14 protein-coding genes and 1 pseudogene are annotated in these 13,822 nt (G+C 60.5%); 1 reads left to right on the plus strand and 14 read right to left on the minus strand.

Annotated features, from left to right (window positions below; all coding sequences use genetic code 11):
• Positions 1–46: 46 nt before the first annotated feature.
• From ACMGF5_RS04390 to hmpA, 14 genes and pseudogenes are all read right to left on the minus strand, one after another.
• On the minus strand, positions 47–433 hold the full coding sequence (locus ACMGF5_RS04390) for a lysozyme inhibitor LprI family protein (protein WP_125923424.1): 387 nt from the start codon (positions 431–433) through the stop codon (positions 47–49).
• Between the two features lie 19 nt (positions 434–452).
• On the minus strand, positions 453–992 hold the full coding sequence (locus ACMGF5_RS04395) for a hypothetical protein (protein WP_174141570.1): 540 nt from the start codon (positions 990–992) through the stop codon (positions 453–455).
• Positions 989–1,552, minus strand: a complete 564-nt coding sequence (locus ACMGF5_RS04400; RefSeq protein ID WP_012316174.1) for a GNAT family N-acetyltransferase — start codon at positions 1,550–1,552, stop codon at positions 989–991. The genes ACMGF5_RS04395 and ACMGF5_RS04400 overlap by 4 nt, the downstream gene beginning before the upstream one ends.
• Before the next feature lie 143 nt (positions 1,553–1,695).
• The gene (locus ACMGF5_RS04405) at positions 1,696–1,947 is read right to left on the minus strand and encodes a DUF3077 domain-containing protein (protein ID WP_012316175.1); all 252 of its coding nucleotides are present in this window, start codon (positions 1,945–1,947) and stop codon (positions 1,696–1,698) included.
• Positions 1,940–2,194, minus strand: coding sequence for a hypothetical protein (locus ACMGF5_RS04410; protein ID WP_177010251.1), 255 nt, complete (start codon positions 2,192–2,194; stop codon positions 1,940–1,942). The genes ACMGF5_RS04405 and ACMGF5_RS04410 overlap by 8 nt, the downstream gene beginning before the upstream one ends.
• 475 nt (positions 2,195–2,669) lie before the next feature.
• Complete coding sequence (locus tag ACMGF5_RS04415) at positions 2,670–3,053, minus strand: YkgJ family cysteine cluster protein (RefSeq protein WP_012316177.1); 384 nt, start codon at positions 3,051–3,053, stop codon at positions 2,670–2,672.
• 153 nt (positions 3,054–3,206) lie between these two features.
• Positions 3,207–4,414, minus strand: a pseudogene (gene alaC / locus ACMGF5_RS04420) (alanine transaminase).
• A gap of 241 nt (positions 4,415–4,655) precedes the next feature.
• Complete coding sequence (cyoE, locus tag ACMGF5_RS04425; RefSeq protein ID WP_046784501.1) at positions 4,656–5,543, minus strand: heme o synthase; 888 nt, start codon at positions 5,541–5,543, stop codon at positions 4,656–4,658.
• An 11-nt stretch (positions 5,544–5,554) separates the two neighbouring features.
• A complete protein-coding gene (gene cyoD / locus ACMGF5_RS04430; protein WP_012316180.1) occupies positions 5,555–5,887 on the minus strand; it encodes a cytochrome o ubiquinol oxidase subunit IV in 333 nt (110 codons plus the stop codon).
• Positions 5,887–6,510: a cytochrome o ubiquinol oxidase subunit III gene (cyoC, locus tag ACMGF5_RS04435; protein WP_012316181.1), complete on the minus strand. Its 624-nt coding sequence runs from the start codon at positions 6,508–6,510 to the stop codon at positions 5,887–5,889. The genes cyoD and cyoC overlap by 1 nt, the downstream gene beginning before the upstream one ends.
• Before the next feature lie 3 nt (positions 6,511–6,513).
• Positions 6,514–8,532, minus strand: coding sequence for a cytochrome o ubiquinol oxidase subunit I (cyoB, locus tag ACMGF5_RS04440; RefSeq protein ID WP_115273905.1), 2,019 nt, complete (start codon positions 8,530–8,532; stop codon positions 6,514–6,516).
• A 3-nt stretch (positions 8,533–8,535) separates the two neighbouring features.
• The gene (gene cyoA / locus ACMGF5_RS04445) at positions 8,536–9,480 is read right to left on the minus strand and encodes a ubiquinol oxidase subunit II (protein WP_012316183.1); all 945 of its coding nucleotides are present in this window, start codon (positions 9,478–9,480) and stop codon (positions 8,536–8,538) included.
• A gap of 558 nt (positions 9,481–10,038) precedes the next feature.
• A complete protein-coding gene (locus ACMGF5_RS04450) occupies positions 10,039–10,545 on the minus strand; it encodes a disulfide bond formation protein B (RefSeq protein ID WP_039601973.1) in 507 nt (168 codons plus the stop codon).
• A 374-nt stretch (positions 10,546–10,919) separates the two neighbouring features.
• Entirely contained in the window at positions 10,920–12,098 is a 1,179-nt protein-coding gene (gene hmpA, locus ACMGF5_RS04455; RefSeq protein WP_414157590.1) for an NO-inducible flavohemoprotein, read from the minus strand.
• A 154-nt stretch (positions 12,099–12,252) separates the two neighbouring features.
• On the opposite strand from hmpA, the gene norR reads away from it, so the two are divergent.
• Entirely contained in the window at positions 12,253–13,803 is a 1,551-nt protein-coding gene (norR, locus tag ACMGF5_RS04460; RefSeq protein ID WP_046784503.1) for a nitric oxide reductase transcriptional regulator NorR, read from the plus strand.
• The last annotated feature ends 19 nt before the right edge of the window (positions 13,804–13,822 follow it).

Below are 13,822 nucleotides of genomic sequence, written 5' to 3' on the forward strand. Positions count from 1 at the left end.
ACCTGTGGGAGCTGGCTTGCCAGCGATGGCGCCCGCACAGGCAACATCACTGCCCAGGGCTGAGCACCCGCTCCAGCTCTGCCGCCCGCTCGCGGGTCATGTCCAGCCCACACATCCCGCCTTCGAGCTGGGCCATCGTCCCGCCGCTGGCTTGCACGTGGAACTTGCAGTTGCCATCACGGTAAGCGATCCACTGGCGCTGAACATCGCGCAAGCTCTTCTTCGGCTCCGCTTCGAGCTTGCCCATCAGTTGCTTGTAAACCCGGTTCAACCGCGCATCCTGCAGCTGGGTTTCGGCCTGGATGCAACTGCTCATGGCCAGCGTACTGGAAGCCTTGTCCATGCACTGGGTATAGCTCGGCGAGTTGTCCTCGGCCATTGCCACAGGCATGCAACATGCCAAGGCCAACCCCATCAGATACTGCTTGCTCATCGCCATCTCCTGGTCCATATCAAAACGCCTGCGGCTGCTCCGCAGGCATCAGTACCTTGCCGGGCACAAAGCGCAGCGACGGCATTTGCGTGGCGGCATACAACGCCAGCGCCAGTGCTGCGATCAGCGCCACGTCGAGCCAGCGCCAGCCCGGCATGTCCTGTGCACTGCGCGCCTTCCAGACATGCCATGCCTGCCCTGCGCAGAACACCACGATAGACGCCAGCCAAAGGTAAAAACCGGCACCAAAGCCCGTACGGTCCTGAAACGCGTAGCTGATGTTATCCGGCAGCCGTTCGATGCCAAAGCTGCTGGCCGCCAGGTACAACGCAGCCAACCCGGCTAGCAGCGCCAGGCGGCGGAAACGCCGGTGGGCAAGGACTGCGATTGCCAGCAGCGGGTTGGCAAACCACTGAAACAGCCCGAACGGAACGCCCCATGGCCCGTACAGCAACATCTGCAAGGCCGGCATGTGCCTGCCGGCGCTCATCAGCGCGCCATCGAAACACAGGCCGAGCAAATACAGGGCAAGGCTGAAGGTGAGGTAAAAAGCCGTCATGCAACGGGTGGCTCGAGCAACAACCCGTAAATGCCCGAGTCGGACAACTCACCCGCCACGCACCAGCGTGCGCGCAAAGTGCCTTCAAGGACGAAGCCCTGGCGCTCCAGCGTACGTGCCGAGCCATTGTTGCGCGGGTCGATCTCGGCCTCCAGGCGGCGCATGTGCAGGGTATGGGCGAGGTAGTCGATGAAGCAGGTCAGTGCCTCGTCCATGTAGCCCCTGCCCTGCACTGCGCTGGCCAGGCAATAGCCGATCTCGCCACGGCGTGAGGTGTCATCGATGTTGAACAGCTGGACCATGCCGATCAGTTCGCCAGTGTCACGGCGGTACATGCCCAGCTTGAGCTGGTCACCATTGGCATAGGCCTCGCGGTCGGCAGCCAGGGCGCTTTGTGCCTCGGCTAGGTCTTGCCAGGGGGCATGGTGCCAATAGCGCATGACCTCGGGGTCGGCCATGATCGTCAGCCATTGCTGGGCATCGGCGTGGCGCATCGGGCGCAACTGCAGGCGCGGGCTGTCGAGGCAGAGGTCGGTGGGGAAACTTCGGGGTGGGGTCACGCCGCATCTCCTGTCCATTGCTGGGGAAATGACAGTTTAACGTCATGTGGGGGGGCTGGGGCATGCCTGGTGTTTCAAGGGGTATTGAAGACTGAGCGCCGCGCGGGCGGCGCTCGATCTCAAGTGCGCTGGGCGAACACGCTTCAGGCCCCGCGGTTCAAGCCCATTTCCATGTCATTGATCAGCGCCTTGGCCATGGCACTTAGAATGCGCGCGGCGCTGCCGGCAACGAGGTTGCCCTCCATCTCGGCTTCCTCACTCAAGTGCCGAATGCACCCAAGCAGAACGGAAAGTTCGTCAAACGCGTGATCGAGCGGCACTCCCGGCTGGATGGCATACAGATCGAGAAACGTCTCTTGGCCAACCGTGGTTCGCGCTTTCAGGTCATCACTCATGCGCCCTCTCCAACGTGCTCATATGGCCGAAAAGGGCCCGCAGGAGCTCGGTGTGGATGCCCATGTTATCCAGCACCACCTTGCGTTGGTCTTCGCCCACGGTGCTGAGGTACAGCTCGATGGTGCGCGAAAGGCTGTCCATTAGCGCGGCGGCATGGGCCTTGGCGTCTTCAAGGGAAAGGTCGGCGATTATCGAGATGTAGGGAATGGGGAAGCTGTCGGGTGGATCGGGTACGAGCTTTTTCATAGTCACTTCTCGGTAGAGTTTTCAGAAGCAACCACTCACATCCTTCTCACAGATTGGGTGGCAGCCATGCGCGAGGTGAGAAGACCGTGTCCGAGATCACCACGGCCAGACCGAAGCCTGCACGCGCACGGCTGCCATATCTGGCAAGCGATCTCAAACTACAGGCTTCTCACACCCGGTCGCCAAACCACAGCGACCGCGAAAAGTTACCTATGAGGTACAGGCTTGCCTATCAGACGGCATCCGACAGGGGGCGTAGGATAATTCGCCAAGCCCGTCTTTCTGAAGCATTTGGTTTCAGGTTCAGAAACTTCTTACACATGACTGGCGATGCGATTGTTGTAGGAGCGGCCTTGTGTCGCGAAAGGGGGCGAAGCGCCCTCAGGATTTTAGCGTCGCCACAGGTATCGCTGGGGCCGCTTTGCGGCCCTTTCGCGACACAAGGCCGCTCCTACGATGACCGTGTCGCCGGTGGTCAGGCCACCTCGGCCCCATCATCCGGCCAATGCGGCTCGTTGGCCCCCGGTGGCGTCAGCGGCGGCAAACCATAAGCAGCACGTGCATCGTCGCAACTGGGGTTGTGTACGCCCCCCTCCCACGACGCTTCGAACTCACGGCAAGGGCTGGAACGGTTGGCGTAAATGGTGCACGCCACCTCGGTGCCGATCTCGCCCTTGAGGCTGACGCAGCGGCAAGGCTTGGCATCGGTGCCGATCATGGCTACCCGGGTCGGGTTGATCTGCACCACCAGGTCATCGGGCACAACGCCACCGGCTGACTGGCATTCGCCCCAGAAGAAGGACACACGGAAGTACCCGCAGCAGGCGCCGCAGTCAAGGCAAGGGTTGTATTCGGACATGATGGCACGGAAGGGGAAGGTTATTGTTATCGGGGCTGGCCCGCGGCGCCATTTGTAATCGAAGCCAAGTCGGCTGAGAAGAGGGGCAACGAAAAATAGTTTGCCGTCGATCCGGCAAACATCAGGGGCCGCATGGCGGCCCCTGAAACTGCACTATTTGCGGCTCAGGCCATCAGCCCGGAACATCTGCCGGATGCCCCGTATCGCCTGGCGAATCCGGTCCTGGTTTTCGATCAGGGCGAAGCGCACGTGGTCATCACCGTAATCGCCAAAACCGATGCCCGGCGAGACACACACCTTGGCTTCAGCCAGCAGTTTCTTGGCAAATTCCAACGACCCCAGGTGGGCGTATTGCTCGGGTATCTTGGCCCAGACATACATCGACGCCTTGGGGTTTTCGACCATCCAGCCCAGCTCGTGCAGGCCTTTGACCAACAGGTTGCGGCGCTGGCGGTACTGCTCGGCGATGTCGCGCACACACTGCTGGTCACCTTCGAGCGCCGCGATCGCCGCGACCTGCAAGGGGGTGAACGTGCCGTAGTCGTGGTAGCTCTTGATGCGAGCCAGGGCGCTGACAAGTTCAGGGTTGCCGACCATGAAGCCGATCCGCCAGCCGGCCATGTTGTAGCTCTTGGACAGCGTGAAAAACTCCACGGCAATGTCCTTGGCACCCGGCACCTGCATGATCGACGGCGCCTTCCAGCCGTCGTAGACGATATCGGCGTAGGCCAGGTCGTGCACCACCAGCACGTCATACTGCTTTGCCAAGGCCACCACCCGCTCGAAGAAGTCCAGCTCCACGCATTGGGCAGTGGGGTTGGACGGGAAGCCGAGGATCATCATCTTCGGCTTGGGGATGGACTCGCGGATCGCCCGCTCGAGTTCATTGAAGAAGTCGACACCGGGCACCAGCGGCACCGAACGCACCTGGGCACCGGCGATCACTGCGCCGTAGATGTGGATCGGGTAGCTCGGGTTGGGCACCAGCACGGTGTCACCATGGTCGAGGGTACCGAGCATCAGGTGCGCCAGGCCCTCTTTGGAGCCGATGGTGACGATGGCTTCGCTTTCCGGGTCGATGTCGACCTCATAGCGCTCCTTGTACCAGTTGGAAATGGCACGGCGCAGCCGCGGGATGCCGCGAGAGGTTGAGTAGCCATGGGTGTCATCACGCTGGGCGACTTGCACCAGCTTCTCGACGATGTGCGGCGGGGTAGCACCATCGGGGTTGCCCATGCTCAGGTCGATGATGTCCTCGCCACGGCGGCGGGCAGCCATCTTGAGCTCGGCAGTGATGTTGAAGACGTAGGGGGGAGACGATCGATGCGCGCAAAGCGGCGCGGCGAACCTTGGTCGGCCATGGTTTCCTCTGAGTACGTAAGCGCCCGGAACCGTCCGAGCGACGCTGGCCGATGTGGCGGCCTGGATCAGAAGATAATGCCGAAACAGTATGACTGTAAAGGACATAATCCTGTTTTGTTAGAACTTTTCAGATGTATTTTTTGAAAACCAGAGATTTATGTTTCCAAACCGATGATAGGGCCAGAATCGAAAAAAAAACCCCGGCACATGGCCGGGGTTTTCGTGTAACAGGCGACTGTATCAGCGTGCGTAGGTCATCAGCACGTCCGCAGCGGTCTGGCTGTCCACACCCATCATCACGCTCAGGGCGGTAACGGTGAGGATGGAGAAGCCGAATACCTTGCGGGCCCACTTGCTGTCGTCCTCGGCCTTGTAACCACCCCAGGCCATGTACAGCCAGTACAGGCCCATGGCAGCTGCCACGGCCAGGTAGCCGAGGCCGGCGTAACCGCCGAGGGTGAGCATCAGGGTAGCGAGCACGAAGGCCAGCACGTACAGCACGATCTGCTTCTTGGCCGCGAGGATGCCACGTGCCACCGGCAGGACCGGAATGTTGGCAGCGCTGTAATCCTTGAAGCGGAAGATTGCGATCGCGAAGCTGTGCGGCATCTGCCACAGGCTGAACATCACCAGCAGGGTCACCGCCGCCAGGTCGAAGCTATTGCTCACGGCGCAGTAGCCGATCACCGGAGGCATGGCACCGGACAGGCTGCCAACCAAGGTGCCGTGCACCGATTTGCGCTTCAGCCAGAGGCTGTAGAAACCGACGTAGACGATGAACCCGATCAGCGCACAGAACGCCGCCAGCGGGTTGGCCTGGACATACAGCAGGCTGAAGCCCGCCACCCCGAGGAGGGTGGCGTAGACCAGCGCGAGGGTCAGCGACATGCCGCCCTGGACCATGACGCGGTTCTTGGTACGTTCCATCTTGATATCGATGTCGCGGTCGATGCAGTTGTTGAACACGCAACCGGACGCAACCACCAGGGACGTACCTATTACCACCGCCAGGAACAGGGCGAAGTCTACATGGCCCTTCGAGGCAAGGAAGAAACCGCCTGCCACGGAAAGCACGTTACCGAAAATGATCCCCGGTTTGGTGATTTGGATAAAGTGCTTAACGGACATGCAGTCTTACCTCACTTGGCCATCATTTCGTAGTGGATGCTGAACATGATCCACAGCGACAGGCCGACCAGCAGTGCAATCACCATGGTGGTGAACAGGAACGTCGACACGTTGGAACGCTGCTCTTTCGAGCGGTCCATGTGCAGGAAGTACACGAGGTGCACTACCACCTGGATGACGGCCATGGCCACCACGATCAGGACGGTCAGGTTCTTCGGCAGGCTCGGGTACATCACCAGGCCGAACGGGATCGCGGTCAGGATGATCGACAGTACAAAGCCGATCATGTAGGACTTCACGCTGCCGTGGTTACCTTCGTGATGAGTGTCGTGTGCGTTAGCCATTACAGAACCCCCAGCAGGTAAACGACGGTGAATACGCAGATCCAGACCACGTCCAGGAAGTGCCAGAACAGGCTCAGGCAGCTCATGCGGGTCTTGGCGGTCGGCGTGATGCCGTGCTTGTTGATCTGGTACATCATGATTGCCATCCAGATCAGGCCGGCGGTCACGTGCAGGCCGTGGGTGCCTACCAGGGCGAAGAAGCCCGACAGGAAGCCACTGCGCTGCGGGCCGTAGCCCTCAGCGATAAGGTGATGGAACTCGTAGATTTCCATCGCGATGAACGCAGCGCCGAACAGGAAGGTCACTGCCAACCAGCCCAGCACGCCTGCTTTCTTGCCGTCGAACATCTTCAGCATGGCGAAGCCGAAGGTGATCGAGGACAGCAGCAGGAACAGCGTTTCTACAGCTACGAAATCGAGCTGGAAGATGTCATGACCCGACGGGCCGCCGGCAAAACTGCCGGACAGCACCGCGTAGGTGGCGAAGAGCGACGCAAACAGGATGCAGTCGGTCATCAGGTACAGCCAGAAACCGAGTACGGTCATCTGGCCCGAGTCGTGGTGGTGATCGTCGTGCCCATGGTCGTGACCATGAGCAGCGCCGTGGATTACTTGACTGGACATTGATTACACCCGCTCAAACGATTCGACACGTGCGCCGGCAGGCAGAGCACCTGCTTTGGCCAGCGCTTTCATGCGCTCGCCTTCGATGCGCGCCACTTCTTCGGCCGGAACCATGTAGCCCTGGTCGTCACGCGCAGCGTGGCGAACGAAGACAGCGATGGTCGCAACCAGGCTCGCGCCCACCAGCCACCAGATGTGCCAGATGAAGGCGAAGCCGAAGACGGTCAGGAACAGGCCCATGAACAAGCCGGTAGCAGTGTTGCTCGGCATGTGGATCGGCTCGTACTTGCCCGGTGCCTTGTAGGCAACACCGGCTTCTTTGGCTTCGTGCCAGCAGTCCAGGCCAACTTTCTCAGGCATGTGGGCGAAGTTGTAGAACGGAGGTGGCGACGAAGTCGACCATTCCAGGGTACGGCCGCCCCATGGGTCGCCGGTCACGTCCAGGTTCTGGTTGCGGTCGCGGACCGAAACGTAGATCTGGATCAGCTGGCAAGCGATACCGAACAGGATCAGCACGGCGCCGACGACGGCAACGTACAGGTAGGGTTCCCACAGCGGGTTGTCGGAGTGGTTCAGACGACGGGTCATGCCCATGAAGCCCAGGGCATACAGCGGCATGAACGCAACGTAGAAGCCCGAGATCCAGAACCAGAAGGCAGCTTTGCCCCACTTCTCGTTCAGGGTGAAGCCGAAGGCTTTCGGGAACCAGAAGGCGAAGCCGGCAATGTAGCCGAATACCGCACCACCGATGATCACGTTGTGGAAGTGAGCGATAACGAACAGGCTGTTGTGCAGCACGAAGTCAGCACCTGGAACAGCCAGCAGAACGCCGGTCATGCCACCAATGGAGAAGGTGATCATGAAGCCCAGGGTCCACATCATCGGTGCGGTGAAGCGCACACGGCCCTGGTACATGGTGAACAGCCAGTTGAACAGCTTCACACCCGTCGGAATGGAGATCAGCATCGTCGCCAGGCCGAAGAAGGTGTTGACGCTGGCGCCGGCACCCATGGTGAAGAAGTGGTGCAGCCATACGGCAAAGCCCAGGATGGCGATCGCGCCCGATGCGTAGATCATCGAGTGGTGGCCGAACAGACGCTTGCCGGAGAAGGTCGAAGTCACTTCCGAGAACACGCCGAAGGCCGGCAGGATCAGGATGTAAACCTCAGGGTGACCCCACGCCCAGAACAGGTTGACGTACATCATCGGGTTCCCACCAAGCTCGTTGGTGAAAATGTGGAAGTCCAGATAACGGTCAACAGTCAGCAGTGCGAGTGCAGCGGTCAGGATCGGGAAGGAAGCGACGATCAGCACGTTGGCCCAGGTGCAGGTCCAGGTGAAGATCGGCATGTCCATCAGTTTCATGCCTGGTGCGCGCATCTTCATCACGGTGACGAGGAAGTTCACACCGGTTAGCGTCGTACCCAATCCGGATAGCTGTAGCGCCCAGATGTAGTAGTCGACACCCACCCCAGGGCTGTACTGAATGCCCGCGAGCGGCGGATAGGCAACCCAGCCGGTCTTGGCGAATTCACCAACGCCCAGCGAGATGTTGACCAGCAGCACGCCTGCCAGCAGCAGGTAGAAGCTCAGGGAGTTCAGGAACGGGAAGGCAACGTCACGTGCACCGATCTGCAGAGGAACCGCAAGGTTCATCAGGCCGGTGAAGAACGGCATCGCCATGAAGATGATCATGATCACACCGTGAGCGGTGAAGATCTGGTCATAGTGTTCAGGCGGCAGGTAGCCTTCGGAGCCGCCGGTAGCAGCAGCCAGCTGGGTACGCATCATGATGGCGTCGGCAAAGCCGCGCAGCAGCATGACCATCGCGACGATGATGTACATCACCCCGATTTTCTTGTGGTCGACCGTGGTCAGCCACTCGGTCCACAAGTAGGTCCACTTGCGGAAATAGGTGATAAGGCCGACGACAGCGATACCGCCGAGCGCGATCATGGCAAGCGTCACCATGACTATCGGCTCGTGATAGGGTATCGCCTCCAGGCTTAATTTACCGAACATCTCTTACTCCTCTGCACCGGCAGCTGGTTGCGTACTCGATTCCACACCCGTGGTGGTGGCCAGATCTTTGCTGCCTGCTTCTTCGTGGACCGGCTTGCCGCGGTTCATGCCTTCGTACTTGTCGACGATGGTCTGGAACAGCTCCGCTGGCGCCTCGCTGTACAGCGCGACTGGGTTGTATTCGCTAGGTTTGGCCAGTGCTTCGTACTCGGCCTTGCCCAGTTTCAGAGGCGACTGCTTCACTTCGGCGACCCACTTGTCGAAGTCTTCCTGGGAAGTGGCAGTAGCCTTGAATTTCATGCCGGTGAAGCCAGCACCGCTGTAGTTGGCGCTGATACCGTCAAACACGCCGTTTTCGTTGGCGATCAGGTGCAACTTGGTGGTCATGCCGGCCATGGCGTAGATCTGGCCGCCCAGGCCCGGGATGAAGAACGAGTTCATCACGGCGTCGGAGGTGACGCGGAAGTTGACCGGGGTGTTAGCCGGGAAGTTGATCTTGTTGACCGTCGCGATGCCCTGCTCCGGGTAGATGAACAGCCACTTCCAGTCCAGTGCGACCACGTCGATCTGGATCGGCTTCACGTCCGAATCCAGCGGACGGTATGGGTCCAGCTTGTGGGTGGACTTGTAGGTGACATAACCCAGGGCAATGATGATCAGGATCGGGATGATCCACACCGCAGCCTCGATCTTGGTCGAGTGCGACCAGTCCGGGGTGTAGGTGGCAGCCTTGTTGGAAGCACGGTACTTCCAGGCGAAGGCCACGGTCATGATGATGACCGGGATCACCACCAGCAACATCAGGCCGGTAGCGATGAGGATGAGGTTCTTTTGCTCAATGCCGACCTGACCTTTCGGGTCGAGCAGGGTCCAGTTGCACCCGCTGAGTAAAAGCATGCCTAAAAAGGGCAATATGCCAAACAGTCTGGGGTAACGCTTTTTACTCATCTCACGACCTCTAGATCAGCTTGCTTCAATGCAATTTGTGTTTTGGTAGCCAACACTTCGTCCTGCCAAGTGAGGCATTTCGCGCCCGAATACGCTCCTGCCTGGGGTCCGACTGCAGGACCTTGGCTCAAGCGTGTTAGCGGTGCTTATGGTTTCGTAGGCAACAGGCCTGTACTTCAGACCAAGTCCATTTGGTGCGGGAAAACGCGGAGGGGTATCCGCCCGGTATCGCCGCTGGGCGAAACTTGACGAAGTCAGCAAAAGAAAGCGCTGGGGCTTCCTTCAATCCTGCGACTCGCAAGCAGTGCCGAACGGAAATTGGGGGCGATTGTAGTGAGGTCGCCAACCCTTGACTATGACTTATTGAGCAACAGTCTTTTACAGAATACGTAACAATACTGGTCAAAAATTCAACTTCGCGACAGTTTGTCGCACCCCGCTTGATAGGCCTCAAAGCCGCATTGCGCAAGGCTTTGTGGTTGATCTGGATCAAGCGGGAGGCGACTTTTCCCTCTTCTCTGTGGGTGCAAAAGACCACAGCAAATTCGGGACTTATGTCTAAGGCTGGCGCCGATTGCGGTAGATGCCCAGCGGAACCAGGATGGCCGTCAGCACGAACGCCATCAGTGCCCATTGCGCCAGGGACAAACCGAGGATCGGCGGGTATGGCGTGCTGCAGAAACCGTCGACCTGGAATGCGAGCGGCCAGAGCTTGGCCAGCGGCAGGTCGTCGACGATCGGCTGCAGGGTATCGATACCGCAACTGACCATGGGGTTGGCGAGTATATACACATGGTTGCCGGCCGCAACGATTCCGCCAATTGCGCTCAGCACCACCAGCCCTTCGAACAACGTCAGGCTGCGCCGCCCGGGCATCGCGGCGGCGATGAAGGCAAACACGGCGATGAACAGCAGGGCATAGCGTTGCAGGATGCACAGTGGGCAGGGGGCTTCGCCGAGCACCACCTGCATGTACAAAGCGCCACCGATCAGGGCGAGACAGATCACCCCCAGCAGCACCAGAAAGCGCCGTTCCCGATTCAGGCGCGATGTTTGTTCGTTCATTGCCGGTTCCTTCGATGGATAGGGGCAGCGTGGTCCACCTGCCTGGCGCAAGTCTACACGCAGGTCTGACCGTTAGCGTGTCGAGGAAGCGGCAAGACAGCACTGCGAGGGCTATCCGGAGTGGGCTTGAGACCGGCAGGCGTGACATCGGTTCAACGCCGGCCGGTAAAAAAGCGGCTGCCCGGGCGCCGCGCAGGGGCGAGCCCCTCGACACCCGGGAGTGAAGGATACAGTGATTAAAGGACGATTAACGATGAAAGATGGCTGGCGCGGTTCATCTTTCCTTTATATGCAAAGCAGCCCAGAAACCACAGGTACGCCAGCGTACCTGTGGGGGCAGGCTTGCCGGCGATGGGGTCCGAACAGTCAGCACATCACTCCAGAGCTGTCGCCGGCCCGAAGAACTCGTAGCGGCTCTGCTGCTGGGGCACACCCAGCTCTTTAAGGTAACGCTTGATCACCGCCATGAAGCTCTTGGGCCCGAGGAAGTACGCATCCACGTCACGCTCACCCGGCATCCATTCACCCAAAAGCTCCTGGCTCAACAGCCCCACCGCATTGGCGTCGTGCGAACCATCATCCTCGGCATAGCAATAAAAGCGCTTGAGCTGCGGGTGACGCTCGGCCAACCCATCGACCCAGTCACGGAACGCATGCACCCCTGCATTGCGCGCACAGTGGATGAAATGCACCGGTCGCTTGGTTTCAAGGGCCGCCTCGAGCATGGCCAGGGTCGGTGTGATGCCGACACCACCGCTGATCAGCACCAGCGGCCTGTCACTGGCGGCAAGGGTGAAGTCACCAGACGGCGGGAACAGTTGCACGGTACTGCCGACCATCATTTCATGATGCAGGTAGTTGGACACCTTGCCGCCCGCCTCACGCTTGACGCTGATGCGGTATTGCTTGCCATCGCACAAGGCCGACAGCGAATAATTGCGACGCTGCTCGGCGCCGTCGATGAACAGCTGCAAGCCGATGTACTGGCCCGGTTCAGCCTTGAGCACCGGTTTGCCGTCGACAGGAGCGAAGTAGAACGAAACGATCTCGCTGCTTTCCTGCTCGCGGCGTACCAGGCGGAATTCGCGGGTACCGCGCCAGCCACCGGCAGCCTCTTCCTTCTGTTTGTAGAGGCCTTCCTCGGCGCCAATGAGGATCTCGGCCAACTGCCCATAGGCCGCGCCCCAGGCAGCGATCACCTCTGCAGTGGCGATCTCCTTGCCGAGCACCTCCTCGATGGCACGCAGCAGGCAGCTGCCGACGATCGGATAATGCTCCGGCAGGATCTGCAAGGCGACATGCTTGTTGATGATCTGGCCGACCAGGCCGCCGAGCTGCTCCAGCTGGTCGATGTGCCGGGCGTACATCAGCACGCCGTTGGCCAGGGCGCGCGGCTGGTCGCCACTGGCCTGATGCGCCTGGTTGAACAGTGGGCGCACTTGCGGATACTCGCTGAGCATCAATTTGTAGAAGTGGGTGGTCAGCGCCTCTCCACCGGTTTCCAGCAGCGGGACAGTGGCTTTGATGATTGCACGTTGTTCGGCATTGAGCATTGCAACAACTCCTGAGCCAGAGGCTTCGAATGGTTGCATGTGCAGTATCAGTATTCGTGCCAAACTTAAATATCAATAAAATCAGTATTTTGGCTAAGTACATGTCAAAACGACCAGGCACGGCGTATAGTCATTTGGACCAATAGGAGTCCTTATGACTGCAAAGCCGCTGCTCACCGCCCTGCTCCCCTTGGTCAGCGACCTGTCCCGTGACCTGCCCGAAGAGGAACGCTACCGCCGCCTGCTACAAGCCATGCGCGGCTTGCTGCCCTGCGATGCCGCTGCACTGCTGCGGCTCGATGGCGAATGGCTGGTGCCACTGGCTGTCGACGGTTTGTCTGCCGATACCCTGGGCCGGCGCTTCAAAGTCAGCGAGCATCCGCGCTTCCAGGTTTTGCTCAGCCGCGCCGAGCCCACCCGCTTTCCCAGCGACTCCCAGTTGCCCGACCCCTATGACGGCCTGGTCAATGCCCACGACGTCGACCTTCACGTGCATGACTGCATGGGCTGCCCGCTGATGGTCGACGAGCGCCCATGGGGCCTGGTAACCCTCGATGCCCTCACCCCGGGCCAGTTCCAAAGCCTGGAGCTCGATGCCCTGCAGGCCTTCGCCAGCCTGGCAGCCGCCACGGTCACGGTGGCCGAACGCATCGAGCACCTGGCACTGCGCGCCGAGGATGAGCACCAGCGCGCCGAAATCTATCGCCAGGCCAGCGGCCAGGACAAAGAGCTGATTGGCCAAAGCCCGGCGCACAAGCGCCTGCTGGATGAAATACGCCTGGTTGGCGGTAGCGACTTGACCGTGCTGATCACCGGCGAAACTGGCGTGGGCAAGGAACTGGTGGCCCAGGCCCTGCACCAGGCCAGCCACCGTGCCAACAAGCCCCTGATCAGCCTCAACTGCGCCGCGCTGCCCGACACGCTGGTGGAAAGCGAACTGTTCGGCCATGTGCGCGGGGCCTTTACCGGCGCCCACGGTGAGCGTCGCGGCAAGTTCGAACTGGCCAACGGCGGCACGCTGTTTCTCGACGAAGTGGGCGAACTGCCGCTGGCGGTGCAGGCTAAGCTGCTGCGGGTATTGCAAAGCGGGCAACTGCAGCGCCTGGGCTCAGACCGCGAACACACAGTGGATGTGCGCCTGATCGCAGCAACCAATCGCGACCTTGCCGCCGAGGTGCGCAACGGCAACTACCGCGCCGACTTCTATCACCGCCTGAGCGTGTACCCGCTGCAGGTGCCGCCGCTACGCGAGCGTGGGCGCGATGTGCTGCTATTGGCAGGCTACTTCCTCGAACAGAATCGATCACGACTGGGCCTGAACAGCCTGCGCCTGAGCAACGAAGCGCAAGCGGCGCTACTGGCCTACGACTGGCCCGGCAACGTGCGCGAACTGGAACACCTCATTGGCCGCTCGGCCCTCAAGGCCATGGGCCAGCACCCTGACCGGCCACGCATCCTTACCCTGCAAGCCAGTGACCTGGACCTGCGTACCGTGGCGAGCGTGGCACAGGCCCCCTCCCCTGCCCCCCTGCCGGCGCCGTCGCTGGCCGAGGGTGGCTTGCGCGAAGCTGTCGACGGCTACCAGCGCCAGATCATCGACGCCTGCCTACAGCGCCATCAGGACAACTGGGCCGCCGCCGCACGCGAACTGGGCCTGGATCGCGCCAATCTAAACCGCTTGGCTCGGCGCTTGGGCCTGCGCTAGACGCGTTTCCCACCAAAGG

Origin of the sequence: Pseudomonas sp. BNK-15 (assembly GCF_047456105.1) — a bacterium.
Classification (GTDB): domain Bacteria; phylum Pseudomonadota; class Gammaproteobacteria; order Pseudomonadales; family Pseudomonadaceae; genus Aquipseudomonas; species Aquipseudomonas putida_E.

Coding starts and splice junctions, on each gene's coding strand:
- ACMGF5_RS04390 (WP_125923424.1), bottom strand. CDS start 433: ATGAGCAAGCAGTATCTGATGGGGTTGGCCTTGGCATGTTGCATGCCT.
- ACMGF5_RS04395 (WP_174141570.1), bottom strand. CDS start 992: ATGACGGCTTTTTACCTCACCTTCAGCCTTGCCCTGTATTTGCTCGGC.
- ACMGF5_RS04405 (WP_012316175.1), bottom strand. CDS start 1,947: ATGAGTGATGACCTGAAAGCGCGAACCACGGTTGGCCAAGAGACGTTT.
- ACMGF5_RS04410 (WP_177010251.1), bottom strand. CDS start 2,194: ATGAAAAAGCTCGTACCCGATCCACCCGACAGCTTCCCCATTCCCTAC.
- ACMGF5_RS04415 (WP_012316177.1), bottom strand. CDS start 3,053: ATGTCCGAATACAACCCTTGCCTTGACTGCGGCGCCTGCTGCGGGTAC.
- cyoE (WP_046784501.1), bottom strand. CDS start 5,543: ATGTCCGTTAAGCACTTTATCCAAATCACCAAACCGGGGATCATTTTC.
- cyoD (WP_012316180.1), bottom strand. CDS start 5,887: ATGGCTAACGCACACGACACTCATCACGAAGGTAACCACGGCAGCGTG.
- cyoC (WP_012316181.1), bottom strand. CDS start 6,510: ATGTCCAGTCAAGTAATCCACGGCGCTGCTCATGGTCACGACCATGGG.
- cyoB (WP_115273905.1), bottom strand. CDS start 8,532: ATGTTCGGTAAATTAAGCCTGGAGGCGATACCCTATCACGAGCCGATA.
- cyoA (WP_012316183.1), bottom strand. CDS start 9,480: ATGAGTAAAAAGCGTTACCCCAGACTGTTTGGCATATTGCCCTTTTTA.
- ACMGF5_RS04450 (WP_039601973.1), bottom strand. CDS start 10,545: ATGAACGAACAAACATCGCGCCTGAATCGGGAACGGCGCTTTCTGGTG.
- hmpA (WP_414157590.1), bottom strand. CDS start 12,098: ATGCTCAATGCCGAACAACGTGCAATCATCAAAGCCACTGTCCCGCTG.
- norR (WP_046784503.1), top strand. CDS start 12,253: ATGACTGCAAAGCCGCTGCTCACCGCCCTGCTCCCCTTGGTCAGCGAC.